Annotated in this window: 25 protein-coding genes, 1 tRNA gene and 1 pseudogene; 12 read left to right on the top strand and 15 right to left on the bottom strand. The window is 64.4% G+C overall.

Going from position 1 to position 26,836, the window contains the following annotated elements; all coding sequences use genetic code 11:
- The first annotated feature begins 95 nt into the window (after positions 1-95).
- Entirely contained in the window at positions 96-2,216 is a 2,121-nt protein-coding gene (locus tag LQG66_RS07495; protein WP_231324952.1) for a sodium-translocating pyrophosphatase, read from the top strand.
- An 88-nt stretch (positions 2,217-2,304) separates the two neighbouring features.
- Here LQG66_RS07495 and LQG66_RS07490 read toward each other — a convergent pair whose 3' ends face one another.
- The 3 genes from LQG66_RS07490 to LQG66_RS07480 form a co-directional block, all read right to left on the bottom strand.
- Positions 2,305-3,387 (bottom strand): DUF2336 domain-containing protein, encoded by a 1,083-nt coding sequence (locus LQG66_RS07490; RefSeq protein ID WP_231324950.1) that lies wholly within the window; start codon positions 3,385-3,387, stop codon positions 2,305-2,307.
- A 224-nt stretch (positions 3,388-3,611) separates the two neighbouring features.
- Positions 3,612-4,619 carry a Bug family tripartite tricarboxylate transporter substrate binding protein gene (locus LQG66_RS07485; protein ID WP_231324948.1) on the bottom strand — a complete coding sequence of 336 codons (1,008 nt, stop codon included), beginning with the start codon at positions 4,617-4,619 and terminating at the stop codon, positions 3,612-3,614.
- A gap of 143 nt (positions 4,620-4,762) precedes the next feature.
- On the bottom strand, positions 4,763-5,224 hold the full coding sequence (locus LQG66_RS07480; protein ID WP_231324946.1) for an outer membrane protein assembly factor BamE: 462 nt from the start codon (positions 5,222-5,224) through the stop codon (positions 4,763-4,765).
- Positions 5,225-5,354: 130 nt separating this feature from the next.
- Between LQG66_RS07480 and LQG66_RS07475 the strand changes: the two genes are divergently transcribed.
- From LQG66_RS07475 to LQG66_RS07440, 8 genes are all read left to right on the top strand, one after another.
- Positions 5,355-5,900 carry a ubiquinol-cytochrome C chaperone family protein gene (locus LQG66_RS07475; RefSeq protein ID WP_231324944.1) on the top strand — a complete coding sequence of 182 codons (546 nt, stop codon included), beginning with the start codon at positions 5,355-5,357 and terminating at the stop codon, positions 5,898-5,900.
- The gene (locus tag LQG66_RS07470) at positions 5,897-6,535 is read left to right on the top strand and encodes a YceD family protein (RefSeq protein WP_231324942.1); all 639 of its coding nucleotides are present in this window, start codon (positions 5,897-5,899) and stop codon (positions 6,533-6,535) included. The genes LQG66_RS07475 and LQG66_RS07470 overlap by 4 nt, the downstream gene beginning before the upstream one ends.
- A gap of 307 nt (positions 6,536-6,842) precedes the next feature.
- Positions 6,843-7,904 (top strand): phosphate acyltransferase PlsX, encoded by a 1,062-nt coding sequence (gene plsX, locus LQG66_RS07465; protein WP_231324940.1) that lies wholly within the window; start codon positions 6,843-6,845, stop codon positions 7,902-7,904.
- Positions 7,901-8,875, top strand: coding sequence for a beta-ketoacyl-ACP synthase III (locus LQG66_RS07460; protein ID WP_231324938.1), 975 nt, complete (start codon positions 7,901-7,903; stop codon positions 8,873-8,875). The genes plsX and LQG66_RS07460 overlap by 4 nt, the downstream gene beginning before the upstream one ends.
- A gap of 133 nt (positions 8,876-9,008) precedes the next feature.
- Positions 9,009-9,362, top strand: a complete 354-nt coding sequence (locus tag LQG66_RS07455; protein WP_231327719.1) for an integration host factor subunit alpha — start codon at positions 9,009-9,011, stop codon at positions 9,360-9,362.
- A gap of 128 nt (positions 9,363-9,490) precedes the next feature.
- A complete protein-coding gene (locus LQG66_RS07450) occupies positions 9,491-10,054 on the top strand; it encodes a MerR family transcriptional regulator (RefSeq protein WP_231324936.1) in 564 nt (187 codons plus the stop codon).
- A 105-nt stretch (positions 10,055-10,159) separates the two neighbouring features.
- Positions 10,160-10,237: transfer RNA gene (locus tag LQG66_RS07445), tRNA-Pro, on the top strand.
- A 177-nt stretch (positions 10,238-10,414) separates the two neighbouring features.
- Positions 10,415-11,224, top strand: coding sequence for a TIR domain-containing protein (locus LQG66_RS07440; RefSeq protein WP_231324934.1), 810 nt, complete (start codon positions 10,415-10,417; stop codon positions 11,222-11,224).
- 1 nt (position 11,225) lies between these two features.
- On the opposite strand, the gene lpxC is transcribed toward LQG66_RS07440, so the two are convergent.
- The 3 genes and pseudogenes from lpxC to LQG66_RS07425 form a co-directional block, all read right to left on the bottom strand.
- Positions 11,226-12,212, bottom strand: coding sequence for a UDP-3-O-acyl-N-acetylglucosamine deacetylase (gene lpxC, locus LQG66_RS07435; protein ID WP_425601331.1), 987 nt, complete (start codon positions 12,210-12,212; stop codon positions 11,226-11,228).
- Positions 12,213-12,284: 72 nt separating this feature from the next.
- Positions 12,285-12,428 (bottom strand): annotated as a pseudogene (locus tag LQG66_RS07430) (pentapeptide repeat-containing protein); the annotation flags it as partial.
- A 51-nt stretch (positions 12,429-12,479) separates the two neighbouring features.
- The gene (locus LQG66_RS07425) at positions 12,480-13,244 is read right to left on the bottom strand and encodes a hypothetical protein (RefSeq protein WP_231324932.1); all 765 of its coding nucleotides are present in this window, start codon (positions 13,242-13,244) and stop codon (positions 12,480-12,482) included.
- Positions 13,245-13,522: 278 nt separating this feature from the next.
- Between LQG66_RS07425 and LQG66_RS07420 the strand changes: the two genes are divergently transcribed.
- A complete protein-coding gene (locus LQG66_RS07420; RefSeq protein ID WP_231324930.1) occupies positions 13,523-14,398 on the top strand; it encodes a class I SAM-dependent methyltransferase in 876 nt (291 codons plus the stop codon).
- Positions 14,399-14,876: 478 nt separating this feature from the next.
- Here the strand turns inward: LQG66_RS07420 and LQG66_RS07415 are convergent, their stop codons facing one another.
- The 7 genes from LQG66_RS07415 to LQG66_RS07385 form a co-directional block, all read right to left on the bottom strand.
- On the bottom strand, positions 14,877-16,436 hold the full coding sequence (locus tag LQG66_RS07415; RefSeq protein ID WP_231324928.1) for an oleate hydratase: 1,560 nt from the start codon (positions 16,434-16,436) through the stop codon (positions 14,877-14,879).
- 113 nt (positions 16,437-16,549) lie between these two features.
- Positions 16,550-18,142, bottom strand: a complete 1,593-nt coding sequence (locus LQG66_RS07410; RefSeq protein WP_256460607.1) for an oleate hydratase — start codon at positions 18,140-18,142, stop codon at positions 16,550-16,552.
- 121 nt (positions 18,143-18,263) lie between these two features.
- Positions 18,264-19,739, bottom strand: coding sequence for an ABC transporter ATP-binding protein (locus LQG66_RS07405; RefSeq protein WP_231324924.1), 1,476 nt, complete (start codon positions 19,737-19,739; stop codon positions 18,264-18,266).
- A gap of 50 nt (positions 19,740-19,789) precedes the next feature.
- Complete coding sequence (gene biuH / locus LQG66_RS07400; RefSeq protein WP_231324922.1) at positions 19,790-20,473, bottom strand: biuret amidohydrolase; 684 nt, start codon at positions 20,471-20,473, stop codon at positions 19,790-19,792.
- Positions 20,474-20,703: 230 nt separating this feature from the next.
- A complete protein-coding gene (locus LQG66_RS07395; RefSeq protein ID WP_231324920.1) occupies positions 20,704-21,630 on the bottom strand; it encodes an ABC transporter permease in 927 nt (308 codons plus the stop codon).
- Between the two features lie 3 nt (positions 21,631-21,633).
- Positions 21,634-22,743 (bottom strand): ABC transporter permease, encoded by a 1,110-nt coding sequence (locus LQG66_RS07390; protein ID WP_231324918.1) that lies wholly within the window; start codon positions 22,741-22,743, stop codon positions 21,634-21,636.
- Positions 22,740-23,849 (bottom strand): BMP family ABC transporter substrate-binding protein, encoded by a 1,110-nt coding sequence (locus LQG66_RS07385; RefSeq protein ID WP_231324916.1) that lies wholly within the window; start codon positions 23,847-23,849, stop codon positions 22,740-22,742. Before LQG66_RS07385 ends, LQG66_RS07390 begins: the two co-directional genes overlap by 4 nt.
- Before the next feature lie 389 nt (positions 23,850-24,238).
- On the opposite strand from LQG66_RS07385, the gene LQG66_RS07380 reads away from it, so the two are divergent.
- A complete protein-coding gene (locus LQG66_RS07380; protein ID WP_231324914.1) occupies positions 24,239-24,544 on the top strand; it encodes a hypothetical protein in 306 nt (101 codons plus the stop codon).
- 88 nt (positions 24,545-24,632) lie between these two features.
- Here LQG66_RS07380 and LQG66_RS07375 read toward each other — a convergent pair whose 3' ends face one another.
- Positions 24,633-24,788 (bottom strand): hypothetical protein, encoded by a 156-nt coding sequence (locus tag LQG66_RS07375; protein WP_231324912.1) that lies wholly within the window; start codon positions 24,786-24,788, stop codon positions 24,633-24,635.
- Between the two features lie 225 nt (positions 24,789-25,013).
- Between LQG66_RS07375 and LQG66_RS07370 the strand changes: the two genes are divergently transcribed.
- Positions 25,014-25,982, top strand: a complete 969-nt coding sequence (locus LQG66_RS07370; protein ID WP_231324910.1) for an SDR family NAD(P)-dependent oxidoreductase — start codon at positions 25,014-25,016, stop codon at positions 25,980-25,982.
- A 307-nt stretch (positions 25,983-26,289) separates the two neighbouring features.
- On the opposite strand, the gene LQG66_RS07365 is transcribed toward LQG66_RS07370, so the two are convergent.
- Complete coding sequence (locus LQG66_RS07365; RefSeq protein WP_231324908.1) at positions 26,290-26,769, bottom strand: GcrA family cell cycle regulator; 480 nt, start codon at positions 26,767-26,769, stop codon at positions 26,290-26,292.
- Positions 26,770-26,836: the final 67 nt, after the last annotated feature.

Here is a 26,836-nt window from a genome sequence, read left to right as displayed (position 1 = left end):
CGAGGCGGCTCCGCCCGGGGCTGCCTGACAGGGGGCGTGCGCTGCACAAGCGCGGCGCGACGTAGTTAGAAAAAGCAAAGAGCCGAGGAAACTAAATGTCAGCTTTATGGGTGATCGTGCTCTGCGGAGCGCTGTCGATCGTCTACGCGATCTGGGCCACACAATCTGTGCTCAGCGCGGACGCCGGCAATGCGCGGATGCAGGAAATTGCGGCGGCCGTGCGTGAGGGCGCGCAGGCCTATCTTCGCCGCCAGTACGCGACGATCGGAATCGTCGGTGTCGTGATCTTCGTGCTCCTTGCGTATTTCCTCGGAACCCTGGTTGCGATCGGCTTCGCGATCGGCGCGATCCTGTCCGGCGCGGCCGGCTTCATCGGCATGAACGTATCGGTGCGCGCCAACGTCCGCACCGCGCAGGCAGCCACGGTCTCGCTGGCAGGCGGCCTCGAGCTCGCCTTCAAGGCCGGCGCCATCACCGGTATGCTGGTGGCCGGCCTCGCGCTGCTCGGCGTCACCATCTATTTCGGCATCCTCACCGGGTTCATGAAGCTGGCACCCGACAGCCGCACCGTGATCGATGCGCTGGTCGCGCTCGGCTTCGGCGCCTCGCTGATCTCGATCTTCGCCCGTCTCGGCGGCGGCATCTTCACCAAGGGCGCCGACGTCGGTGGTGACCTCGTCGGCAAGGTCGAAGCCGGCATTCCCGAAGACGATCCACGCAATCCCGCGACCATCGCCGACAACGTCGGCGACAACGTCGGTGACTGCGCCGGCATGGCGGCCGACCTGTTCGAGACCTACGCGGTGACCGCGGTCGCCACCATGGTGCTGGCGGCCATCTTCTTCGCCAAGTCGTCGCTTTTGACCAACATGATGACCCTGCCGCTCGCCATTGGCGGCATCTGCATCATCACCTCGATCGCCGGCACCTTCTTCGTCAAGCTCGGTGCCAGCCAGTCGATCATGGGCGCGCTCTACAAGGGCCTGATCGCGACCGGCGTCCTTTCGCTCGGCGGCGTGGCGCTGGCGATCGCCTGGCTGATCGGCTTCGGCAAGCTCGACGGCGTCGACTACACCGGCACGGCGCTGTTCATGTGCGGCGTGGTCGGCCTCGTCGTCACCGGCCTCATCATCTGGATCACCGAGTACTACACCGGCACCGACTTCCGCCCGGTGAAGTCGATCGCGGCGGCCTCGGTGACCGGCCATGGCACCAACGTGATCCAGGGCCTCGCCATCTCGATGGAATCGACCGCGCTGCCTGCGATCGTCATCATCGCCGGCATCCTGGTCACCTACAGCCTGGCCGGCCTGTTCGGCATCGCGATCGCGACCACGACCATGCTCGCTCTGGCCGGCATGATCGTCGCGCTCGACGCGTTCGGCCCCGTCACCGACAATGCCGGCGGCATCGCCGAAATGGCCGGTCTGCCGAAGGAGGTGCGCAAGTCGACCGATGCGCTCGACGCGGTCGGCAACACCACCAAGGCTGTCACCAAGGGCTATGCGATCGGCTCCGCCGGCCTCGGCGCGCTGGTGCTGTTCGCGGCGTATAACCAGGATCTGCAGTTCTTCATCGCCGATTCCGCGCACCATCCCTACTTCGCGGGGATCAAGCCGGACTTCTCGCTGAACAACCCCTACGTCGTGGTTGGCCTGCTGTTCGGCGGCCTGCTGCCGTATCTGTTCGGCGCGATGGGCATGACCGCGGTCGGCCGTGCGGCCGGCGCGATCGTCGAGGAGGTGCGTCGGCAGTTCCGCGAGAAGCCGGGCATCATGCAGGGCACCGACAAGCCCGACTACGGCAAGGCCGTCGACCTGCTGACCAAGGCTGCGATCAAGGAGATGATCATCCCCTCGCTGCTGCCGGTGCTGTCGCCGATCGTCGTCTACTTCCTGATCTATGCGATCGCCGGCGGCGGCGCGGCCGGCAAGTCGGCGGCGTTCTCGGCCGTCGGTGCCATGCTGCTCGGCGTCATCGTCACCGGCCTGTTCGTCGCGATCTCGATGACCTCAGGTGGTGGCGCCTGGGACAATGCCAAGAAGTACATCGAGGACGGCCACTACGGCGGCAAGGGCTCGGATGCCCACAAGGCCGCCGTCACCGGTGACACCGTCGGCGACCCCTACAAGGACACGGCCGGCCCTGCGGTGAATCCGATGATCAAGATCACGAACATCGTGGCGCTGCTGCTGCTCGCGGTGCTCGCGCACTGAGCAGTCGAACCGTCCTGCTGAAGCAAACACCCCGCGGGTTGCGATCCGCGGGGTTTTTCATGGGACGGGCATTTCCTATTGCAGTCCGCTATTCGGCCGCGCGCCGCCGGGTCAGATAGGACTGCAAGGTGCTCTGGGCGGCTCTCGGCTGTAGCTGTGAGAAGCTCGCCAGATGCTGATCGAGCTGCGGGCGTGCGCTGCCGCTGGCGCTCGCCTGCATGAACAGCAGTGTGGTCGTCGTCACCCAGGACAGGTCGAGCGCCTTGGCGAGCACCAGAAGCTGGTCCGGCTGGTTACGGACGAAGGCGCGCTCGACGACGTCGAGCGGCAGCTTGGACATCAAGGACAGCGCCAGCGTGACCTTGTCGAAGCTGCCTTCCTTGGCGAAGCCGTGCAAATGGGCTTCGTTCAGCTGACCGGATGCCTGCAGCAGTTCGACGTAGGCCTTCGCGTTGGCAAAATCGGCGGAGCGCGTCCGCGCACTGGCTTGCAGACGATCCGAGGCCTGCGCCACTGCGATCTCGAGGATCTCGGCCCGCGTCGAATCGGCTGTCGCGAGCTGGTTGCGCACCGCGTCCGAGGCCTCGACGAACAGCCTGACCAGAACCTCGCGCGGACTGTCGGGCCGCCCCCACAGGCTCAGCGCCAGACCGGCGTCATCGGATGCCTTCGTCACCAGGCCGGAGAAGCCCATATCCGAGAAGCGGGCGCCGCCGTTGTTGGCGGTGTTCGAGACCACCGCCTGATCGCCGCGATCGACCAGAACATCGGTCACGGCTTCGGTCAGGATCCTGCGGCCGGAGATGGCCAGCAGATGATCCTGGCTCCGGCTCTGTGCGGTCGCGACCAGTGTCTGCTCGTCGAGTCGTTCGCTCTGGCGCAGCACGGGACCGGCGACCGCGATCGTCTCGTCGCTGGCCAGATGCCGGATCAGGTGGGGCGGGGCGTCGGGCAGCACCGCGAGCCGGCTGCCCAGCTCGGCGCGCGCGGCGGCGGCGACGTTGTCGAGCAGCTTGAACAGCACGTGGTCGAACAGATCGACATGTTCTTCGGTGAACTTGCCCGACCCCACGACGAACAGGTCGGTCACGCGCTCCAGGATTTCGGCGCGCCGTGAGACGTACCGGCTGGCGAGAATGTCTTCGAGCTGGTGGAGGACGCTGCTTGGCAAGGCACGGCTCATGCGATTGACATCGCCGCGGTCTGCCCTTCGGACGGTGATGGTCCGCAACCTTGGAAGGCTGTCGGCCCGACATCCGCTGACGGTATCTCATAACCGGATCAAAGACACGCGGCGGCCATCTATCGCACCGTCTCACTTAAGGTGCCGTTACACCTCAGATGCCCTTCGGTACGGCGCCTCGAAAACGGCGGCGGCCGGCTCGCACGAGCCGATCACTGCACGTCCATCTGCAGGCCTTCCTTCTGGATGATCGATGCGAATTTGGTCGTCTCCGCCTCGACGAAGCCGGCAAACTGCTGCGGCGTGCCGTAATCGCCCCGCGCGCCCATGGTCGCAATGGTCTTCCGGATGTCCTCGCGTTCCAGCATCGCCCTGACCTGCAGGTTGAGCGCGCTGACGATCTCCGGGGGACACGCCTTGGGCAGGAACACGCCGAACCAGGACGAGACGTCGAACTTGGCGAGCTCCGGCGCGGTCTCGCGCATGGTCGGCAGGTCAGGCGCACTGGCGCTGCGCTCCGGCGTCGTCACACAGAGGCCGGTCAGCTTGCCGTCCTGGACCTGCGGCAGCGACGGAAACAGGTTGTCGAACAGGATCTGGATGTCGCCGGCAAGCGCGCCCTGCAGCGCAGGCCCGGCGCCGCGGAACGGGATGTGGGTCATCTTCAGGCCGGTGAGTTGCAGGAACCAGGCGCCGGTCAGATGCGGGCTCTGGCCGACGCCGGAGGAGCCGTAGTTCAGCTTGTCCGGATTGGCCTTGAGGTAGGCGATCAGCTCCGCGATCGACTTGATGCCGGTCGAAGGATGCGCCGAGACGATGTTCGGGATGCGGATCATGTTCGACACCGCCTGCAGCTGATCCGGCTTGTAGGCGAGGTTGCGGAAGATCGAATAGGCGATCGCGTTGGGGCCGGGATTGCCGATCAGGACCGTGGTGCCGTCGCCCCTGGTGCTGCGCGCGACCTCCGCGGCGCCGATCGTCCCGCCGCCGCCGGAGCGGTTCTCGACCACGGCCGATTGTCCCCAGCCGGTCTGCAGATGCGCCGCCAGCAGCCGGCCCATCACGTCAGTGCTGCCGCCGGGCGCCGCCGGGACGATCAGCCGCACGGTCTCGGTCGGACGCCAGTCGGCCAGGCTCGTGCGCGGCACAATGGCTGCGGTGGACAGAGCCGCGGCTCCGGACAGCAGCCTGCGGCGCGACAGCGCGGTGCGTTCAGCCAATGATTCCTCCCTGCTTTTGTTTTGCGGGAGGGTAGGGAAGGTTGCACCGCCAGAGCAAGCACGTGGATGGCGCGAGAGCTGCGCCAATCAGCGCAGCCGATACCGCGTTCCGCGGCCCGCAAAATCAGGGCCGGCGAGGTCGATCAGTTGAAGCTGAGCAGCTTGAACAGCGGCGTCAGGTAGCTGAGCTCCTGGCCGGAGGTCGCCGTGGTGCGGCTGATGAAGTCGAAGATCTTGCCGTCCTTCATGCCGTAATTGGCCAGCCGGCGGACCTGCCGGTTCTTGTCGAAATAGACCGCGATGACGCGCTGATCGACGAGCTTCTGGTTCATGAAGGCGACCGGGCGCTCGGCACGCTGCGAGATGTAATAAAATACCTCGCCGTCCAAGGTCGCGACCGTCGACGGGGTGCCCATCACGATCAGCACCTGGTCCTGGCTCGCGCCGATCGGGATCTGCTCGAGCGCGCCGGGCGGCAGGATGTAGCCCTTCTGGAACTGCTCGCCGGTACAGGCGGCGAGCGCGAGGCAGGTCAGCGCGATCACACCGGCGGTGCGCAGACGGGTGCTCAGGCCACGGGAGAGCGTGCGGGCAGTCTTTCGCATTGTCTGGGTCATCTTCTTCAGATCGGATCCCCGTCCCCTTGCGTCGGGCAGGGCGTTGACGTACCGGGCAAACTTGCGGATTGCAACATGCTCCCGAACAGGGTCGGGAAACTTAAGCCGCGGAAGCTCCATGCTCTGGCCATTCAACCAATTCAAGAAGCCTCACTTTTCCCCGCGCGGGACCATCGAGCCGATCTATGGCATGATCGTGGCGCAGACCCGAGAACCGTTGTTCTATAGACACTTAAATGTCCCGGATACGGTCGAGGGGCGGTTCGATCTGCTGATTCTGCACCTTTGGCTGGTGCTGCGGCGGCTGCGCGGAGTGGGATCGGAACTGTCGCAGGCGCTGTTCGACCGCTTCTGCGACGACATGGACGACAATCTGCGCGAGATGGGTGTCGGCGATCTCGCCGTGCCCAAGCGCATGCAGGCGTTCGGCGAGGCCTTTTATGGCCGTACGGCGGCCTACGATCTTGCCTGGTCGGAGAGCGACGACCGGCTGGCGGAGGCGCTGCGGAAGAATATCTTGAACGGAGCGCATCCGGACAGCGCCGCAGGCTTGGCCGCCTATGCGGGCCGGGTTGCGGCGAGCCTCGCCGCCCTCGACGACAAGAGGCTGCTCGGTGCGGCCTGGACCTTCCCGCCGCCGGTTCAGCAGGGATTAGCGACATGAGCAGCAAAGACAAAGATAAAGACAGAGACCCTTCGCACACCCCGGCCCGGGATTCATCGAAGGATCCATGGCGCACGGCCCCGGTGATCGTGGCGCAGATTCCCGAAGCCGGGCTGCATCGGGAGATCGAGGCCGATCAGGCCGCGCGCGCGGCGATGGCCACGCTCGCCGATCTGCGCGAGGTGGTCTCGGCCCATGCCTGGTTCGACGTGGTTCAGCAGCGCGACGGCAAGGTGCATGTCGAGGGGCGGGTGCGGGCCAGGATCGGCCAGACCTGCGTGGTGACGCTCGATCCGATCGAGACCGAGATCGACGAGCCGATCGACCAGCTGTTTGCGCCGCCGGAGCAGATTCCCGAGCTTGCCGAGCTCGTCGAGGACAATCCCGACATCGAGGCCGAGACGGCCGATCCGCCGGAGCCGATCGTGGGCGGCCAGATCGACCTCGGCCGGCTCGCCGCCGACGCGCTGTTTCTGGGGATCGATCCCTATCCGCGCAAGCCGGGAGCGGTGTTCGAGCAGCCCGGCGAGGCCGCAGACCCGGACGCCCATCCCTTTGCCGCGCTCAAGGTGTTCAAATCCGGTGGTGGCGAGGCTCCGAATGTGGTCCGGCCGAAGAAATCTGGCGGGGATTGAGTGCGTCCTGGGCTGAGCGGGATACGGCCAATCCTGGCAGGAAGTCTCGTAATTTCCCCGCAGGCTACTGTTTTTGCTATGAAAAATGCGCCCCCGTTGGAGTGCCGTGGCAACCGCGGTTGAAAAATCGGGTGAGGCCGGGAGGTTGTTTCGACACGGAGAGACGCTATTGTCGCGCCCGGTCGGGGGCAACGACAAGGCTCGGCTGGCCTCTGGCCTGTCCACGGGCCGCGCAGTGCCTCTCAACGACCGCCACACCACGGCCGTGCAAGACACGGCCAAGACGAGATCAGGTTTCCGGGACGTCATGCCTCAAAAGGTTCGAATCGCGCTGGACGCCATGGGCGGGGATTTCGGCGCGGCCGTCGTCATTCCCGGTGCCGCCGCTGCACTAAGCCGCCATCCGGATGCGGAGTTTCTGCTGTTCGGCGACAGTGCCCGGATCGGCGCAGAGCTCGACCGGCATCCGCGTTTGAAGGCAGTCTCGCGCGTGATTCACACCGACGTCGCCGTCAGCAACGAGGACAAGCCCAGCCAGGCGCTGCGGCGGGGACGCAAGACGTCGTCGATGTGGCTGGCCATCGAGGCGGTGAAGAAGGGCGAGGCCGATGTCGCGATCTCCGCGGGCAACACGGGCGCGCTGGTGGCGATGGCGCGCTTCTGCCTGCGCACGCTCGACGGCATCGACCGGCCGGCGCTGGCCGCGATCTGGCCGACCACGCGTGGCGAATCGGTCGTGCTCGACCTCGGTGCCACGATCGGCGGCGATGCCCGCCACCTGGTGGCGCTCTCGGTGATGGGCAGCGCGCTGGCGAGCGTGCTGTTCAACAAGCCGCGCCCGACGGTGGGTCTTCTCAACATCGGCGTCGAGGAGATGAAGGGCCACGAGGAGATCCGCGAAGCGGCCGAGCAGTTGCGCGCGATGAACCTGCCGCAGCTCGACTATATCGGCTTCGTCGAGGGCGACGGCATCGGCAAGGGCGCGGCCGACGTGGTCGTCACTGAAGGCTTCAGCGGCAACATCGCGCTGAAGACGGCCGAGGGAACGGTGCGCCAGGTCACGGAATTCCTGCGGGGTGCGATCCAGGCAAGCTGGCTCGCCCGGATCGGCTATTTGTTCGCGCGTGGCGCCTTTGCCGCCCTCCGCGCCCGGCTCGACCCGCGCAAATCCAACGGCAGCGTGGTGCTCGGCCTCAAGGGCATCGTGGTCAAGAGTCACGGCGGAACCGACGCCGAGGGCTTTGCCTCGGCTGTCAGGGTTGGCTATGAGATGGCCCGCTACGATCTCCTGACCAAGATCAATCAAACACTCAATCGCGACGGCGGCGCACTGGCGTCCGTACCCGTCGCCCAGGAGGCTGTCTCGTGACAATACGTTCGGTCGTGCTCGGCTGTGGCTCCTACCTCCCGCAGCGGGTCGTGACCAATGCTGAACTGGCAAGCCGCATCGAGACGTCAGACGAATGGATTGTTCAGCGCACCGGGATTCGTGAGCGTCATGTCGCAGCCGACGGCGAGTTCACCTCGCATCTCGCGATCAATGCCGCGCGCGCAGCGCTTGCCGCAGCCGATGTCGATCCGCAATCGATCGACCTGATCGTGCTGGGCACCTCGACGCCGGACAACACCTTCCCTGCGACCGCGGTCGCGGTGCAGAACGGGCTCGGCATCACCCATGGCGCGGCCTTCGACGTGCAGGCGGTCTGCTCGGGCTTCGTGTTTGCGCTCGCCACCGCCGACAACTTCCTGCGCAGCCGCGCCTTCAAGCGCGCGCTGGTGATCGGCGCCGAGACCTTCTCGCGCATCCTCGACTGGAACGACCGCACCACCTGCGTGCTGTTCGGCGACGGCGCCGGTGCGCTGGTGCTGGAGGCCCAGGAGCAGCCGGGCACAGTGGCGGATCGCGGCGTGCTGACCACGCATCTGCGCTCGGACGGCCGCCACAAGGCCAAGCTCTATGTCGACGGCGGTCCGTCGTCGACGCAGACCGTCGGCCATCTCCGGATGGAAGGGCGCGAGGTGTTCAAGCACGCGGTCGGCATGATCACCGACGTGATCGTCGACGCCTTCGAGGCGACCGGTCTGTCCGCGGAGACGATCGACTGGTTCGTGCCGCATCAGGCCAACAAGCGAATCATCGATGCGTCGGCGCACAAGCTGCACATCGCGCCCGACAAGGTCGTGTTGACGGTCGATCGGCACGGAAATACCTCTGCAGCCTCGATTCCGCTGGCGCTCGACGTCGCCGTCAAGGACGGCCGTATCAGGAAGGGCGACGTCGTGCTGCTGGAGGCGATGGGCGGCGGCTTCACCTGGGGCTCGGCGCTGCTGCGCTGGTGAGCCCCACGCGCGCCGTCGATCGGGCGGGAGATCTTCGATACGGCCTGCAGTTCGGTTCACGCTGCTGTTGACCGTCGCCGCTTAACCTCTTAATTTCCGGAGCGAATTATTCGCCGTGAGTGTGGGGCAGGCGATGGCGGGAACCGGAAAAACAGTGACACGCGTCGATCTCTGCGAGGCGGTCTACCAGAAGGTGGGACTGTCGCGGACAGAGTCCTCGGCGTTCGTCGAGTTGGTCTTGAAGGAAATCACCGACTGCCTCGAGCGGGGCGAGACGGTCAAATTGTCGTCGTTTGGATCGTTCATGGTGCGCAAGAAGGGTCAGCGCATCGGACGTAATCCCAAGACGGGCACGGAGGTGCCGATCTCGCCGCGGCGGGTGATGGTGTTCAAGCCGTCGGCGATTCTCAAGCAGCGCATCAACGGGCAGGCCGTTCAGGGCATGAATGGCGAGGCCAGCGCCGAATTCGGCGCCGAGCCGGATTAGCGGGGCCGCCGCGCGGCTTCGCCGCGATGCGGCGTCGATTTTGCTTAAGTCGATTTGGTCAAGTCGTCCAATGGCGTTCAGCGTAATCTCCTAATCTCTTGTCAGCACGATCGAAGGGGAACGGGCATTTGGACAAGGCGCCGGATGCGTTTCGGACGATCAGCGAGGTCGCGCAGGAGCTCGACATTCCGCAGCACGTGCTGCGGTTTTGGGAGACCCGGTTCGCCCAGATCAAGCCGATGAAGCGGAGCGGGGGCCGGCGCTATTACCGGCCCGACGACGTCGACCTGCTCAAGGGCATTCGCCGCCTGCTCTATGGCGAAGGCTACACGATCAAGGGCGTGCAGCGGATCCTCAAGGAGCACGGCGTCAAGTCGGTCCAGGGGCTCGCCGACAGCTCCGCCGCCGTCTCGTTCGGCGCGCTGGAGGAGACGCTCGGCCAGGCCCTGATGGAAGAGGAGCCCGTCGGGGAGGCTGAGGTCGAATCCGAGGACGAGGAAGAGGAGGCCTCCGACGAGGAGGGCATCGATTTCCGTTTCGTCGACACCGAGGACGATATCCTCGATACCTTCCGGGTCGGCCCGCCCGCCCGCGCCGGCATCAAGCCGGAGGAGCGCGACAAGCTCGAAGGCGTGCTCAAGGCCCTGCTCGACTGCCGCGCGCTGCTGGACCGGGCGATGAAAGAAGTTTGAGGGAGCAGGCTCGGCAGACCGCAAGCGTCCCTCAACGCCGTCCCCCACGAAACCCTGCCGCCGTGCCTTGCATCCCGCCCCGATCACGGCTAGAGGATCGGCCATCGGAGCGTGGCGCAGCCCGGTTAGCGCACTAGTCTGGGGGACTAGGGGTCGTGGGTTCGAATCCCGCCGCTCCGACCATTTTTAACCGGTCCAGGTAATCTGGATCCGGCGGTGAAATTTCCTCAGAGTTCACAGGACATTTGCAGGTGGTCGATGGCTGCAAAGCGGTCAACGGGGCCGATACACCAATCCAAGACTTTGACTGTCGCGGAACAGCGGGCCGCAATCGAGCGCCTTCAGGCCAGAATAAGGGAGTTGAACGATCTGGATGTCTCCACGATTTCCAGTGGAACTGACCTGCTCGTCATCCAGATTGAAAAAAGGATCGCGTCGACCCTGGCCAACGTCTTCGGCGAGCGCAGCGAGCAATACGCCCGCCTGATATCGGCCGCTCACCTTGATCACACCTCATACACGTTAGATTTTGGTTTTGGTGAACTCATATCTACGCCAGCTCATGAGATTCAGAAAGGAATTGATAGTGGCCGCCAAATAGCGGTCGCTACGTTGCAAGGCGAAGTAGATTCTTTGAAGGAGCACCTTGAGTTTGCTTCCATCGACCAGACCAGTTCGATCAGCGGTTTGGTTACTCCTGGGAATCCCAACAAAGAAGTGTTTATCGTGCATGGTCGCGATGAGGCCGCCAAAGAGGCGGTGGCGCGTGTTGTCGAGCGTGCGGGCCTGAAGCCAATTATCCTGCATGAGCAACCGAATAACGGTAAGACGGTTATCGAGAAGTTCGAGAAGCACGGTGCCGCTGCAGGCTTCGCCGTAGTGATTGCGACGCCCGATGATGTCGGTGGCTTGGCAGTCGCGCCGCCAACTGAACCTCGTCTGTTTCCAAGAGCGCGTCAAAATGTGATCGGTGAGATGTTTTGGTTTGCGGGCCGGCTAGGACGCGAAAAAGTGTGCGCCTTGGTCAAAGGTGATGTTGATATGCCATCGGACTTTGCAGGTCTGATCTACACATCAATGGATGACCATGGCGGCTGGAAATCAAAGCTCCTGCAGGAACTTAACGCGGCAGGCTATAGTGATTTGAATTGGGCTGCCGCTCTTGCCTAAGTCAGCGGGAAAGCTTTTCTTCCAGGTTTCCATTATGCCTTGCAAAGGCAACGCTGCTCGGCTGCCTCACCGCGTCTACGACCCGCCAAGCCGTTCGGTCAGCCAATAGCGCCGTCAGCGCAGCGTGGTTCAACTTGTGGCCACCGCGCACAGAGCGATATGTGCCGAGCAAAGGCAGTCCTGCAAGAGCCAGATCTCCGATTGTGCTTAGCACCTTGTTGCGCGCGCATTCGTCAGAGTAGCGCAGCCCTTCTGGGTTCAATAGTCGATCCTCATCGAAGACCAACGAATTCTCAAAGGAAGAACCCAATGCAAAGCCGTTGCTCCACAGCCTCGCTACGTCGTTCATGAATCCGAAGGTTCGGGCGCGCGCGATGTCACGCCGGAAGCTCTGCGGCGTAAGATCGAAATGATAGGTCTGGCGACCTACTGCGGGGTTGGGGAAATCGATCTCAACCTCAACACGTAAGCCGGTCGAGTTGGGCTGGAACTCTGCACGGGAGTTGCCGATAGCCACGTGTACAGGCTTCAACACCTCAATGAAGCGACGGAGGGCCTTCTGCGGTACAATGCCGGCGGTATCGATCGCTGCGACGAAGGCAGCCGCGCTCCCGTCCATTATCGGAACTTCGGGGCCGTCGACTTCGATAGTGGCGTTATCGACTCCCATCCCAAGGAGCGCTGCCAATACATGCTCTGCGGTTGAGACTAGGGGGCCGGTTCGGTCGCCAACAACGGTGGCAAACTCGGTAGCGATCACGGACTTCGCAGAGGCTCGCACCCGTCGATCGCCGCCGTCGAGACCGGTCCGAACAAAAAGGAAACCCGTATTGATCGGAGCGGGGCCGATAGTCAGGCTGACGGGCGCACCAGAATGAACGCCTACGCCGGTGACAGAGGTTTGAGAACCCAGTGTCGTCTGACGGTTCGATTTGAGATTGCGAAGTGGCTTTTGATTTCGCTTCTGCTGACTGCGAGAGAATCCAATCGCCCCCTCCATCAGAGCGCCGTTGACGATCGTTGTGCTATCATACTGGGCACCCACCCAATTGGTCCAACTGAGATCAGCACCGGTGAAATCGAACCCTTTTAGATCCGACCCTTGAAAATCGACGTGGGAAAGGTTTATGCAGCGAAAATCTGTCGATCTATCGAGTCCCGCCAACGCTGCCAGGCTTGAGAAGCTGCTCAATTTCGAACTCATGACTGCGCGAATGGTCGTCCGAGATTTCTCTGTAAGACTCATTGATTGCCCCTATCTGACTCGTGTGGCTATCAATCTCTGCTGACAGAGTAGAACGAAACGTTCGCCCTGCGAATCGTCTGACGTTCTCAGAGATTTCGCTAGGACGGCAGCGCAAATTGCTTGTTTCGTTCTTAGCCCGCTTTCGGAGCCATTCAATTTGGCTGCTCCAGCCTGTTCGTCGATCCATAGGCCAAAAAGATCACCAAAATAGCTTACCGTGACCCTTACCTCATCGGCGTCATCGTTTGGTTCGACAAAGAAGAGGGGGTCATCTCCGATGATCTTGTGCTCTAGAACATTTTCAGCATTGAGGCCGTCTCCAAAGACTTTCCAGGTGTTGTGGCCAGCGTCCGCAACGCGCCACACCACCCTGAAAAACTCGCCGCGCTTCTCTTCGTAGACTTGTGATCCTCGAGATATTTGATCTTGTTTGAGCGAGGCACTAAGCGTTCGTCGCGAAGGACCCCCACGGGCCGCAATGCGGCTGGCGGTTTGATCTATCTTTTCCCTGCAGAACTCCAGCTTGAACCGACCTTGGGGCGAGATGAATCCCCCCTTCACATCCACCCTTATTTCTCCGATGCGAAATCCATACGATAGCCACTCGCCGCTATTTGTCGACAAGTCGAACATGTCGCGGCCGCACCAAAGCGCTACGAAAATTCCAATTGTTTCTGGCGAATGAGCGTTGCTTGGCGACGCCGCCTGCAAGGAAGCAAGCCGGGGTGCAGCGAACTTCGGTTGGCCGAGCCTTACTTTCCATTCTGCCAACATCGCCCAAAGCCCGCGGTTTCGCAAAATCTACCGTTCAACCTTCCAATGTTTCAACCGAAACGACAAGTGCCGCTCTTCGGCCTCCTGCGCCGCCGCTGGGCGCCATTGTCGGCGGTTGAGGCCCGTGGTCTGCGCGGCATGGCCGCTGGATTGAAGGGTATCTTCAGGGCGACCGGCTTTCCAAGTTGGTAACCGCCCCCTAAACTGTGCTCCCGGGCTGCCGGCGCTCGTTTGCGCCGGCGCTCGTTTTTCATTTCATAATGCCCGCAGAGTTCGCCATGGATGCCGCCGTCACCGACACCTCGTTCGGCCATTTCGAGAACGCCGAGCAGATCGCCTTCTGGAACGGCCCGGGTGGCGCGCGCTGGGTCGAGCGGCGCGAGGCGCTGGATGCGATGCTGGCGCCGGTGCAGGAGGCGCTGTTGGAACGCGCCGCGATCCGCCAGGGCGAGCGGGTGCTCGACATCGGCTGTGGCTGCGGTGCGACTCTGATCGCGGCGGCCGAGAAGGTGGGTGCTGGCGGCAGCGTGCTCGGCCTCGACGTCTCGGCGTCCATGCTGACCTGCGCCCATGAGACCGCGCCGGCCGATGCGCCGGTCAGCTTCGTCCAGGGCGACGCGATGGTCCATCACTTCAAGGCCGCGAGCGCCGATGTCGTGATCTCGCGCCTCGGCGTCATGTACTTCGCCAATCCCGTGCGTGCCGTCCTCAACATCCGCAACGCGTTGCGCTCGGAGGGCCGCACGGCCTTCGCCTGCTGGGGCGAGCTGCGCGACAATCCCTGGGCGCTGGAGCCGCTCCAGGCCGCCTATGAGCATGTGCCGAAGCTGCCGGGGTTGCGGCCGCATGCGCCCGACGATTTTGCGTTTGGTGCGGGCGAGTGGATCGAGAAGGTCATGACCGACGCCGGGCTGCGGCGCGTCCGATTGGAGCGCTGCGATATCAACCTGGATCTCGCCGCAGGTGGCGGTCTCGATGGCGCGGTGCAAACCGCGCTCGCCATTGGTCCCGCCGGCCGTGCCGTGGCCGGGCAGCCAGCCGAGGCTGTCGAAGCGGCCACCGCTGCAGTGAAGAAGGTCCTCGGGCGTTATGCCAGGGGCCAGGGCGTCATGGTTCCGGCTTCATTCTGGGTGGTTACGGCCGTCGATCCATAGCCGGCGCTGCAACAGCACACGCATTCGTCATGCCTCCGGCCAATCTGAGAGCGTTCCATCCGGGAACCGCGGCCGGACCATGACCGTTGACACCGTGCATGAGCCAGCGCGGTCCACCACACCCTTGCATTGAACCTTTCCGCGCGCACGCGCACCAACCTGACATTCGGCTCGATGCGGAGTCGGTTCTCAGGAAATTTCAGGTCGACATCGGGGTTATCCCGAGGTGCTGCTTTTATCGTTGAAGGAGGCGCGTATGGTCCTCAAGACTTTGATAGTCTCACTGTCCGTTTTTGCCGCTGCAACGTCGGTCGTTTCGCTGTTCGCGGTCAGTTGGGTTGGTCTGGCGCTGCTTGGCTACTGATCAATTCACGCAATGGTGCATAGAGACGCCATTCCACCTTATGAGATGCGACGGACGCCCGGATCGAACTGATCCGGGCGTAGTTGTTTGCTGGCGCGGGCCGGACCTTCCCGCTCACGCGAACGCCTTCTCCACCGTCTCGATCAGCACGCGGAACGATTTGTCGTGGCGCGTGATCGCCGGGATGGCTCTGTCGATGCCGAGCAGCTGGTAGACCGCCATCTGTGCCGCGCGCACCGAGTATTCCACCGTGAACACGACGTCGTCGGGGATCTCGACGAACTGGCTGACGAAGGCGAGGTTCTTGGCGTTCGCCGGCACCGGCAGCGGACGGTCGCTTCGGCTGCGCGGCATGAACATGCTGGTGATGTAGGGCAGGCGGCACGGCACGCAGGTCGCCTCGGAGAACACCGAGAGATCGAAGTTGAGGTGGCCGCACAGTTCCTTGAGGATGTCGGCGCCGCCGCAATCGGCCATCGCCTTGCCAACGAAATTGCCGATGCGGTCGGGATGCAGCGCGTAGCCCCAGAACACCTGCACGTCCTTGGGCTGGTCGGTGAAATGCGGCTGGTTATACAGCACGACCGACATCAGCCAGTTGGACTCGGTGAAGGTGACGAGCCCGCCGGTGCCGGCGGCATTGCCGGTGAAGGTTTCCATCGCGTCGAAGAAGCGCGGGTTCCGGCAGGTGACGGTGAAGGACTCCCAGCAGGATTCCGGGATCGATGAGTTGAACGCGGCGGGATTGCCGAACTCGGGGCGGCCGCGCGCGATCTTCTCCCACAGTGTCCAGCCCTGGCTGTCCTGCTTGGTGAGCCGCGGCGGCGGCGCATCCTGCGTGCCGAGGCTGGTCGCATCGGTCATCGAGCCGTTCTGCAGGAAGACGAGATCGTCGCTCGAAAGCGCGATCGTCTCCGGCTTGCCATTGCGCGCGAGCGTCAGCCGCTTGACCACGTGCTTGCCGGCTTCGGTCGCGATCTCCATGTCGGTGACATCGACGCCGCCGGCGAAATTGACGCCATGGCCCTGCAGCCATTTCACCAGTGGCACCACGATCGCGTCGTACTGATTGAGCACGGTGCGCTTGACGCCGGCGAGCGTCTCGATGCGCGGAAACTCGTTCATGAAGCGGTGCAGATAGCGCTTGAACTCGACCGCGCTGTGCCACGGCTGAAACGCGAAGGTGGTCTGCCACATGAACCAGAAATTGGTCGAAAAGAACGGTGGCGACAGCCAGTCGGTGATGCGGGAGTTGCCGAGCTTGTCCTCGGACGCTTCGGTCAGCTTCACCAGCTCGAGCCGGTCCTGCATCGAGAAGCCCATGCTGGAGACGTCGACCGTGTGCCGGTTGCGGTCGACGAGACGCGCCTGCGAATGCGCGACATGGGCCTTGTTGAAGGCGAGCGTCTCGTCGCGCACGGTCTTGCCGGGATCGCCGCCGCCAGGGATGGTCGAGAGCAGATCCCAGGTGCACTCGTAGTGATCGGTGGTCAGCATGCGCCCGCCGCGCAGCGAATAGGAGCCGTCCGGCAACCGCGCGCCATCGAGGCTGCCGCCATAGGGCAGGTGCTTCTCGAAGATCGTGATGTCGCCTCCCGCGACGCCGCCGTCACGGATCAGGAATGCCGCGCCGGCGAGAGCGCCGATGCCGCTGCCGATGAAATACGCCTTCATACTGGTTCACCCGGATCGATTGTTACGATCCTGGGCTTAGCGTCCGCGTTCCCTGGCGGAACTGATTCAGATCAAGTGCAGAACGTCGGACGATCACGATCTCGCGCGTGTGGTCAAGCGAAGGATTTCACCACCGACTGCAGCAGGACCTTCAGCGATTTGTCATAAGGCGTCACCGGCGGAATGGCGCGGTCGATCTTCAGCAACTGATAGACTGCGTGCATCGCCGCGCGCACCGAATATTCGATTGTGAACACGGCATCCTCCGGCAGTTCGACGAACTGCCCGATGAAGGCAAGATTGCGCGAGGTGAGCGGTACCGGTAGCGGCCGGTCGCCGTAGCTGCGCGGCATGAACATGCTCATGATGTAGGGCATCCAGCACGGCACGCAGGTGGCATCCTCGAACATCGTGAGTGGGAAGCGCAGGTGTCCGCACAGCTCCTTCAGGATCTCGGCGCCGTTGCATTCGGACATCGGCTTGCCGACGAAATTGCCGATGCGGTCGGGATAGAGTCCGTAGCCCCAGAAGATCTTGATGGTGTCGGGCTGGTTGGGGAAGTAAGGCTGGGTGTAGAGCACGATCGACATCCGCCAGTTCGAATCCTTGAACGTCACGAGCCCGCCGGTGCCGGCGACGTTACCGCTGAAACTCTGCATCGCATCGAAGAAGCGCGCGTTGCGGCAGGTCACCGTGAACGACTCGAAGCTCGATTCCGGAATGCAGGAGTTGAAGATGGCGGGGTTGCCGAATTCGGGCCGGCCTGCGGCGAGCTTCTCCCACAGGGTCCAGCCGTGGCTGTCGTCCTTGGTGAGCTGCTTGGGCGGGGTGTCATGGCTGCCGAGGCTGGTCGCATCGGTCATCGAGCCGGCCGTGTAGAACACGAGGTCGTCGGCGGCGAGGTCGATCGTGCGTTGCGCACCGTCCTGCGTCAAAGCGAGGCGCGTGGCGCGGTGCCGGCCGTCGGTAGTGGCGATCTCGATGTCCTCGACAGTGGCGCCGCCGACGAAATTGACGCCGTGGCCTTCGAGCCAGCGCACCAGCGGCATCACGATCGAATCGTGCTGATTGTAGACGGTGCGCTTGACGCCGCCGAGCGTGTCCATCATCGGGAATTCGTTCATGAAGCGGCGCAGGTAGCGCCTGAACTCGACCGCGCTGTGCCAGGTCTGGAACGCGAAGGTCGTCTGCCACATGTACCAGAAATTGGTCGTGAAGAACGGTGGCGACAGCCAGTCTGAGATCAGCGAGTTGCCGAGCTTCTCCTCGGAGGCCTCGGTGAGCCTGGTCATCTCGATGCGATCCTGCATCGAGAAGCCCATGGTGGAGACGTCGACCTTGTGCCGGTTGATGTCGACCAGCCGCGCCTGCGCATGGGTGACGTGAAGCTCGTTGAAGGCGACGGTCTCCGCGAGGATGTTCTCCTCCGGCCTGGAATCGCTCGGAATGGTCGACAGCAGGTCCCAGGTGCATTCGTATTGCTCGGTCGTCAGCATGCGGCCGCCGCGCATCGAGTAGGAGCCGTCCGCAAGGCGGGCGCCGTCCAGGCTGCCGCCATAGGGAAGGCGTTTCTCGAAGATGGTGATGTCGCGCCCGGACACGCCGCCGTCGCGGATCATGAATGCTGCGCCTGAGAGCGAGCCGATGCCGCCGCCGATGAAATAGGCCTTCATGAGATCGACCTGTCGATTAAAGGATTGAAACAAAAAAGCAAAAATAGCCGGGCGAAATCGCCAGCGGCGACCGCGCACGATCGACTGAGGCAGATGATACCTCAGAGTGGTGAATTTGTCTTGAACCCGTTGAGGTGGCTCGCGCCGATGCGGCTCAATGCCCCGCCATGTGGCGGCCGATTTCGGTCAGGTCGGCGTCGCTGGCGCGGGTCTCGTAGACCAGCTGGCCGTGAAACATCACGACCAGGCGGTCGGACAATTCGAGCAGCTCGTCGAGATCCTCGCTGACCAGCAGCACGGCGGCACCGCGGTTGCGGGCGGCCATGATCTCGGCATGGATCTGCGCCACCGCCGCGAAGTCCAGGCCGAAGCAGGGATTGGCGGCGATCAGCACCTCGACGTCGTGACCGAGCTCGCGCGCCAGCACCGCGCGCTGCACGTTGCCGCCCGACAGCGACGCGATCGGCGTGTCCGGCGTGCGGGTCTTGATCTTGTAGCGGCCGATCTTGGTGGTGGCGTCCTGGCGGAAGGCGGATTTGTTCAGCCACCAACCGCCGCGGGCGAACGGGGCACGATCAAATTCGCGCAACGCGATGTTGTCGGCGACGCTCATGCCGCCGACGCAGGCGTTCTTCAGCGGCTCCTCGGGCAGCAGCGACATCTTGTGGCGGCGCATCTCCTCGCGGCTGGCGGAATAGGCCTCGCCGGAGACACGGACAGCACCGCTCTCGGCCTCACGCTGCCCGGCGAGCACCTCGACCAGCTGGCGCTGACCGTTGCCGGAGACGCCGGCGATGCCGACGATCTCGCCGGCGCGCACGGTGAGCGACAGATCATGCACGGCGAGGCCGCCGGCATCGTCGCGTGCCACAAGTTTGTTCACCTCGAGCCTGACGGTGCCGGCCTCGCCGGTGCGCGCCGGCTGCACGGTGAGCTGCTCGGCGCCGATCATCATCCGCGCCATGTCGTCTGGCGTGAGCTCCGAGACCTTGCCGCGGCCGGCGAGCTTGCCGCGGCGGAGGATGGTGACCTCGTCGGCGAACGCCATGACCTCCCGGAATTTGTGGGTGATCATCAGGATGGTCAACTCGCCGGACTCCACCATCTGGCGCAGCATGCCCAGCACCTCGTCGGCCTCGCCCGGCGTCAGCACCGAGGTCGGCTCGTCCAGGATCAGGAAGCGCCGCTTCAGATAGAGCTGCTTGAGGATCTCGCATTTCTGCCGCTCGCCGGCGGAGATGTCCGACACTTTTGCATCGAGCGGCACGCGGAACGGCATGCGCGACAGGAAGGCTTCGAGGTCATGCTTCTCCTTGCTCCAGTTGACCACGGGCGGAACGTCGTCGCGCGCCAGCACCAGGTTCTCGGCCACCGTCATCGCCGGCACCAGCGTGAAGTGCTGATAGACCATGCCGAGCCCGAGCGCGTGCGCGTCCCTGGGGTTGTTGATCTCGCGCTCGCGCTCGCCGATCAGCACGTCGCCCTCGGTCGGGCGGTAATAGCCCATGATGCATTTGACCAAGGTCGACTTGCCGGCGCCGTTCTCGCCGAGCAGCGCGTGGAACGAGCCGGGCTTGACCTTCAGCTCGACATTGTCGAGCGCGGTGAACGCGCCGAAGCGCATCGTCATCGCGATGGCCTCGACGCCGAATGCATCCGCTGGCGTTGGACTGTCCCCGATCACGACAGCGCCTCGATCAAGGCGGTGGAGGTCGCGACCGCGCCGAACACACCGCCCTGCATCTTGATCATCTTCAGTGCGTGATCGTGGTTGCTTTTATCGGTCGCGCCGCAGCAGTCCGACAGCAGCACGCATTCGAAGCCGCGGTCATTGGCCTCGCGCATCGTGGTGTGGACGCAGACATCGGTGGTGATGCCTGTGAGAACGATATTGTCGATGCCGCGCAGGCGCAGGATCAGCTCCAGATCGGTGGCGCAGAACGAGCCCTTGCCGGGCTTGTCGATCACGATCTCGCCCGGAGCCGGCGCCAGCTCGGGGATGATCTCCCAGCCCGGCTCGCCGCGCACCAGGATGCGGCCGCACGGGCCGGGATCGCCGATCCCGGCGCCGATCTGCTGCGAGCGCCAGCGCTTGTTGGCGGGCAGGTCGGAGAGGTCGGTGCGGTGGCCCTCGCGGGTGTGGATGATGGTGAAGCCTTGCGCGCGCATCACCGTCAGGAGTTTTTTGATCGGCTCGATCGGCGCGCGCGTCAAAGAGAGATCGTAGCCCATCTTGTCGACATAGCCGCCGACGCCGCAGAAATCGGTCTGCATGTCGATCACGATCAGCGCGGTGTTCTCGGGGCGCAGATCGCCGTTATAGGGCCAGGCATAGGGCTCGGAGCGGATGGTGCGCGCGGTCATGTGTGGTCTCCCTTAAGGTCCAAAGCTATCGGCAGTGCTTTGCGTCGCCGCGCCATCTCCGGCCTCATGGTTCGAGACGCGTCGCAAGTGCGACGCTCCTCACCATGAGGGTGAGCATGTTGCCGCGCAAAGACTCCTCATCCTGAGGAGGCCGCCGAAGGCGGCCGTCTCGAAGGATGGCCGGGAAGGAGGTGCCCGCTCCAGTTTCTTTCCTCATGAGCAACTGCCTATCACCGCGTGATGGACAGTTCGGCCGGTGCGCCGCTCAAGGTGCGCTTCGGCGAGCAGGTGATGATCATGATGAGAAGCGTCAGGATGTAGGGCGCGGCGTTGAACAGATGATAGCCGGAGGTGACGCCGACTGATTGCAGCGCCGGTCCCAGCGCCGCGGCGCCGCCGAAGGCGAGCGAGGCCCACAGGCACAGCATCGGGTCCCAGCGCGCGAAGATCACCAGCGCCACCGCGGTGATGCCCTGGCCGGAGGACAGGCCCTCGTTCCAGCTGCCGGGATAGAACAGCGACAGGAACGAGCCGCCGATGCCGGCGAGGAAGCCGCCGGCCATAGTGGCGCGCAGCCGGATCATCAGCACCGAGTGGCCCATCGCGCGCGCGGCGTCGGCGCTTTCGCCGGCGGTGCGGATCAGCAGACCCCAGCGCGTGGTTTTGAACGCCCATAGCAACAGCGGCGCGAGCACGACGCCGAGCAGGAACAGCACGTTGATGCGCAGCGCCGCGCGCAGCTGCGGAATGTCGCTCCACCAGCCGAAATCGATCGCGGGCAGCCGTGCTGCCGTCGGCTCGATCAGCGGCTTGCCGAGGAAGAAGGCGAGGCCGGTGCCGAACAGCATCAGCGAGATTCCCACCGCGACGTCGTTGACGCGCGGCAGCGAGCAGATGCCGGCATGCAGGGCTCCTAACAGCGCGCCGGTGAGGCCGGCGGCGAGCACGCCCAGCCACGGTGATCCCGAGAGATAGGAGATGCCATAGGCGCTCATCGCGCCCATCACCAGCGTGCCCTCGAGGCCGAGATTGATGCGGCCCGAGCGCTCGGTGATGCACTCGCCGAGGCTCACGAACAGGAACGGCGTGGAGACGCGGATGGCGCCGCCGAGCACCGCGAGCGGCACGGTCCAGAGTCCGATGTTGCCGTCAGCCATGTCTCACGACTTTCCCCGGAGAAAACCGATGCGGCCGTAGAGCGCGTCGCTCGCCAGCACCGAGATGAAGATGATGCCCTGCAGCACCTGCACCGAGGCGTCGGGCAGGCCGAGCCGGCGCTGCAACAGGCCGCCGGAGGCATTGATGCCGCCGAGCAGGATCGCCACCGGGATGATGGCGAGCGGATTCTGCCGGGCGAGAAACGCCACGAGGATGCCGGTGAAGCCGTAGCCGACGGCGAGGTTGGCGTTGGTGCGGCCCTGCACGGCGGCGACCTCGACCATGCCGGCAAGGCCGGCACAGGCGCCGGCGAGGAAGCAGACGGTCAGGATCAGCTTGCCGACGGAGAGGCCGACGATCTTGGCGGCGCGGATGTTGCCCCCCGCGACGCGCGCAGCGAAGCCGAAGGTGGTGTGATAGATCAGCACATAGGCCGCGACCGCCATGATCAGGCCGAACACCAGGCCCCAATGCACGTCGGTGCCGGGAATGCTGCCGATCATGTTGGCGGCGCCGATCTCGCGCGTCGACGGCTTGTTGAGGCTGGCCGGATCGCGCATCGCGCCTTCGACCAGATGGTTGAGGATCGCGAGCGCGATGTAGACCAGCAGCAGGCTGGAGATGGTCTCGTTGACCCCGCGATATTGGCGGAGGCCCCCGGACAGCAGGATCCACAATCCGCCGCCGGTCATGCCGGCGATCACCATCGCGATCTGCACCATGAGCGGCGGCAGGCCCTGCAGCGCCAGCGCTGCCGAGGTCGCCGACAGCGCGCCGATCAGTAGCGCGCCTTCGCCGCCGATGATCACCATGCCCAATTGCGCGGGCAGGGCGGTGCACAGCGCGGTCAGGATCAGCGGCGCCGCGCGCGTCAGCGTGTTCTGCCACGAGAACCAGGTGCCGAACGCGCCGTAATACATGTACCAATAGAGGTCGAGCGGGTTCTTGCCGAACAGCGCGACGAAGATGCCGAAGATCGCGAGCGCGGCGGATAGCGCCGCGCCCGGGATCAGGATGTATTCAATGCTCGCGCCATAGCGTTGCAGGAAGCCTGGATCGGCGGCCGGCGCGATGGCGGCCGCATCAACCGGATCGGCCGCCTCCGTTGTCATGACGTCGCTCCGATCACGCCCTCGACCAGGTAGTCCATCTTCTCCAGCTCTGGATCCTTCTGGCCGCGCTCGGTGCCGGCGGTGATCACGGTGTTGCCCTTGTTGTCCTTGATCGGGCCCTTGAAGATCGTGTAGCCGTCGCCGAGGAATTTGGCCTTGATCTCGTCGGCGTGCTTGCGCGCAGCTTCCGGCACCGCCTCGCCATAGGGCGAGATCTTGACCACCTCTTCCTTGAGGCCGCCGCGATAGAAGTTCGGGATGCTCTCGCCGGCGGCCAGCATCTTGACGAACTTCGGATACAGTGCCTCCCAATTCCATTCGGCACCGGTCAGATAGGCCTTGGGCGCGAGCGGCGACTGGTTGACGTGATAGCCGGTGACGAAGGCGCCGCGGCGCGCGGCGTTCTCGACCATCGTCTTGGGGCCGTCGACATGGCAGGTCAGCACGTCGACACCCTGGTCGATCAGGCTGTTGGTGGCCTCGGCCTCCTTGACCGGCATCGACCAGTCGCCGGTGAAGATCACCTGCGTGGTGGCCTTCGGATTGGCGAGCTGCGCGCCGAGCGTGAAGGCGTTGATGTTGCGCAGCACCTGCGGGATCGGTTTCGCCGCGACGAAGCCGAGCTTGCCGCTCTTGCTGGTATAGCCCGCGACGATGCCGGCGATGTACTGCGCCTCGTCGATATAGCCGAAATAGGAGCCGGCGTTCTTCGGGTCCTTGTCGCTCCACAGGCCGCCGCAATGCTCGAAGCGCAGCTTCGGGTACTTCGCCGCCATCTTGATCATGTGCGGATTGTAGTAGCCGAACGAGGTCGGGAACAGCAGCGTGGCGCCGTCGAGATTGATCATCGACTCGATCGTCTTCTCGACCGCGTCGGTCTCCGGCACCTTCTCTTCCTCGATGACCTTCAGTCCGGGCAGCTTCTTCAGCGCCGCAGCACCTTGCGCATGCGCCTGGTTGTAGCCGTAGTCGTCGCGCGAGCCGACATAGATGAAGCCGATCGTGGTGTCGGCCGCGAAGGCGGGCCGCAGGCCCGCGGCTGCGCCGAGCGTCAGCGCCGCGCCACCCTGCAACAGATGCCGTCGTGAAATCCTGCCAAAGTCCATTGGTGAGCTCCCTCGGCGGGCCGTCTGCCCGCGCCCTGTGATCTCGGCTTCGCCGGCACGGCGGAGCCTCCGAGGAATTATCGCAAGCTTTGTGCCAGGGCCGCGTTGCTGGGCATAAATCGGTAAGCCGCTGATTTATCGGGATCTCTGCGCTGTCTTGGGATTGGACAGAGGCCGTTCTGGGGACGGGGTAGCCTATGTTTTGACCAATCGACTTCAATTGTATGCAACGAGTTCAGCCACGCGAGACCTCAAGGCTCCGCCCGCCTGGCAGCGCCGGTGAGCCCGGCGGCGGGGCGCACCCAGCCCTGCGTCCGGCTCAGGGCAGTTCCAGGAACGTGAGCTGGCTCAAGGGCTTGTCCCCGTGTCTTTGACAGGAGGACGACATCATGAAGCTGATCACAGTGGGTTTGGCGGCCGCGCTGGCCTTTTCCGGGGGCGCCGCGATGGCCCAGAGCACGGGCAGCGGTTCGACGGTCGGCGGCACGACCACGTCGGGCGCGACGACCGGCAGCACGACCACGCCGGGCACCACCACGGGTCTGGGCGCTGGCAACCCCAACTACAACGCCGGCGGCATCGCGGCGGGCGCGAACAGCAGCGTCAATCCGTCCGGCAACAGCCTGATCAACCCGTCGCCGAGCGGCTCGACCCTGACCCCGACCGGGCCGTCGGGTACGGGCACCGGACGCTGAGCCCTCGACCGCGGAGCGCAACGCCCCAATGGCCCTCGTGCCGGCAGGCACGGGGGTGCATTTCGTTCGCGCATATCTCCGGCACGGGTCAGATCCCGAGCAGCCAGACCGCAACGATGGTGGCGATCACGGCGAGCCCGCTGATCGTCCAGCCCGTCACATAGGCGCCGTCGTCCGCTGCCGCCGGATCGACCATCTGGTCGTGCCAGTGTTGATCTTGCCAGTGCCCCTGTTGGTACGCCATGCGAACCTCCTCGAGCCTGCCTCCCCACGGAGTAAGTCGGACGCCCGCCCGCAAGGTTCAACCCCTGGATGAAAACTTCAGGCCGTGCGCTGCAACGCGGACCCCCGACATCTCCTCTGGTCAGGCCCGCGAAACGCCCTAAGCTCGGACTGCGTTCCGCGAAGAGAACGAGGAAGTGGCCGGGGCGGCGTTGGCCGTCCCGCAGCAGGGAAGGAAATGCGTCCGATGAAGGATTTTGCCGGCAGGATCGCCGTGATCACCGGAGGCGGTACGGGCATGGGCCGCGAGCTCGCGCGCCAGCTCGTGGCCGAGGGCTGCAACGTCGCGATGTGCGACGTCTCAGTCGAAGCGATGGCCGAGACCAAGCGGCTGTGCGAGGCCGAGAAGCTGCCGCAAGGCCTGCGCGTCACCACTCACGTCGCCGACGTGTCGATCGAGGGGCAGTTGCAGCGCTTTCGCGACGAGCTCGCCGAGCAGCAGGCCACCGACAGGATCCATCTGCTGTTCAACAATGCCGGGATCGGCGGCGGCGGCAGCCTGTTCACCAATTCGCGCGAGCAGTGGGAGCGCACCTTCAACATCTGCTGGGGCGGGGTCTATCTCGGCGTCCGCACCTTCCTGCCGATGCTGCTGAAGGCCGACGAGGCGCACATCGTCAATACGTCTAGCGTCAACGGCTTCTGGGCCTCGGTCGGCCCGGGCGTCTCGCATACCGCCTACAGCGCGGCGAAGTTTGCGGTGAAGGGTTTTACGGAGGCGCTGATCAACGACCTCCGCCTCAATGCGCCGCACGTCAAATGCTCGGTGGTGATGCCCGGCCATATCGGCACCTCGATCGTGTCGAACTCGCGCAAGGTGCAGAGCGGAACGGAGTCCGACCAGTTGAGCGAGACCGAGATCGGCCAGGCGCGCCAGCGCATGAAGGGCATGGGCATCGACGTCTCTGCCATGAGCGACGACGACATCCAGAACGCTGCCCGCGAGCGCGCCCGCAGCTTCCTCGAGGACGCGCCGACGACGGCGGCGCAGGCGGCGAAGATCATCCTCGACGGCGTGAAGGCGGAGCAATGGCGCATCCTCGTCGGCGAGGATGCCAAGCTGCTCGATCAGCGCGTTCGCCAGTCGCCCGAGCAGGCCTACGAGCCGGAATTCTTCCAGCGCTTCGCGCAGGAGGCAGGGTGGAAGCTAGGGTAGGGCGGCTAATAGTTGGGACGGCTCTCGTGCTGCGCCCCGCAAGCGGCAGCGGGAGGCGCTGTCACCTCGGCGCCCATGATTACGCCCTCTCCCCTTGTGGGAGAGGGCTACACTGAAGCCAGCGTCATCCTCGCTCAGGTGAGGGGTTTGTCTCCACGCGACGACTGCCCGTGCGGAGAGAGACCCCTCACCCGGAATGATCGAGCCTTGCTCGATCATTCCACCCTCTCCCACAAGGGGAGAGGGTGCAGCGTCTGTGCGGCGCGATTCGATTTACATTTACAACTAATTAGTCCACAAATTCGCTTCACCGCGACGACGCCACCCGATACGCCATCCGCGTATGGCTGGGGCAATAGGGCAGGCCGTCGATCGGCTTGGAGCCGCAGAAGCAGAAATCATCGGCGCCGGGCGTCGAGATTGGCCAGCGGCAGCGCTCCTTGGAGAGCTCGAACAGCGAGCAGCCGTTCACGACCGTGCCGACGGGCTCCTCGACGATAACAGGCGGCGGGTCGTTCTGCACCGCGCGCAGGATGCGGCGGCGCAGCTTCGGCACCGGGCGGCCGCGTGCGCCGTCCCTGGTGGTTTCGGCGCGGACCACGCGCCTGGAATCGCCGCCATTGTCGCGTGTCAGCGAAAGGCGGGAGATCTTGCCGATCACGGCGTTGCGGCTGACGCCGAGCTCGGCGGCGATCTCGCGGCAGGTCAGCCCGGCCTCAAAGTGCTGCTTCAGGGCCTGGAGCCGTTCCTCGGTCCAGGTGGGTAAAGTCTGTCGTTCGGCGGGCATTGTTGTCGCTTCCAAGTTTGATCCGTCCTGGATCGTCCTGGCCGACGGCTGTCCGAAACTATTCCGC

Source organism: Bradyrhizobium ontarionense, assembly GCF_021088345.1.
Classification (GTDB): Bacteria; Pseudomonadota; Alphaproteobacteria; order Rhizobiales; family Xanthobacteraceae; genus Bradyrhizobium; species Bradyrhizobium ontarionense.
Note: the sequence above shows the minus strand (reverse complement) of the source record. Positions and strands in the feature narration are given on the sequence as shown.

Excerpts from the sequence above, each read along its gene's own strand:
- LQG66_RS07495 (WP_231324952.1), top strand. The coding sequence starts at position 96 with ATGTCAGCTTTATGGGTGATCGTGCTCTGCGGAGCGCTGTCGATCGTC.
- LQG66_RS07480 (WP_231324946.1), bottom strand. The coding sequence starts at position 5,224 with ATGCGAAAGACTGCCCGCACGCTCTCCCGTGGCCTGAGCACCCGTCTG.
- LQG66_RS07475 (WP_231324944.1), top strand. The coding sequence starts at position 5,355 with ATGCTCTGGCCATTCAACCAATTCAAGAAGCCTCACTTTTCCCCGCGC.
- LQG66_RS07470 (WP_231324942.1), top strand. The coding sequence starts at position 5,897 with ATGAGCAGCAAAGACAAAGATAAAGACAGAGACCCTTCGCACACCCCG.
- plsX (WP_231324940.1), top strand. The coding sequence starts at position 6,843 with ATGCCTCAAAAGGTTCGAATCGCGCTGGACGCCATGGGCGGGGATTTC.
- LQG66_RS07455 (WP_231327719.1), top strand. The coding sequence starts at position 9,009 with ATGGCGGGAACCGGAAAAACAGTGACACGCGTCGATCTCTGCGAGGCG.
- LQG66_RS07425 (WP_231324932.1), bottom strand. The coding sequence starts at position 13,244 with ATGTTGGCAGAATGGAAAGTAAGGCTCGGCCAACCGAAGTTCGCTGCA.
- LQG66_RS07420 (WP_231324930.1), top strand. The coding sequence starts at position 13,523 with ATGGATGCCGCCGTCACCGACACCTCGTTCGGCCATTTCGAGAACGCC.
- LQG66_RS07415 (WP_231324928.1), bottom strand. The coding sequence starts at position 16,436 with ATGAAGGCGTATTTCATCGGCAGCGGCATCGGCGCTCTCGCCGGCGCG.
- LQG66_RS07405 (WP_231324924.1), bottom strand. The coding sequence starts at position 19,739 with ATGACGATGCGCTTCGGCGCGTTCACCGCGCTCGACAATGTCGAGCTG.
- biuH (WP_231324922.1), bottom strand. The coding sequence starts at position 20,473 with ATGACCGCGCGCACCATCCGCTCCGAGCCCTATGCCTGGCCCTATAAC.
- LQG66_RS07395 (WP_231324920.1), bottom strand. The coding sequence starts at position 21,630 with ATGGCTGACGGCAACATCGGACTCTGGACCGTGCCGCTCGCGGTGCTC.
- LQG66_RS07390 (WP_231324918.1), bottom strand. The coding sequence starts at position 22,743 with ATGACAACGGAGGCGGCCGATCCGGTTGATGCGGCCGCCATCGCGCCG.
- LQG66_RS07385 (WP_231324916.1), bottom strand. The coding sequence starts at position 23,849 with ATGGACTTTGGCAGGATTTCACGACGGCATCTGTTGCAGGGTGGCGCG.
- LQG66_RS07380 (WP_231324914.1), top strand. The coding sequence starts at position 24,239 with ATGAAGCTGATCACAGTGGGTTTGGCGGCCGCGCTGGCCTTTTCCGGG.
- LQG66_RS07375 (WP_231324912.1), bottom strand. The coding sequence starts at position 24,788 with ATGGCGTACCAACAGGGGCACTGGCAAGATCAACACTGGCACGACCAG.
- LQG66_RS07370 (WP_231324910.1), top strand. The coding sequence starts at position 25,014 with ATGAAGGATTTTGCCGGCAGGATCGCCGTGATCACCGGAGGCGGTACG.
- LQG66_RS07365 (WP_231324908.1), bottom strand. The coding sequence starts at position 26,769 with ATGCCCGCCGAACGACAGACTTTACCCACCTGGACCGAGGAACGGCTC.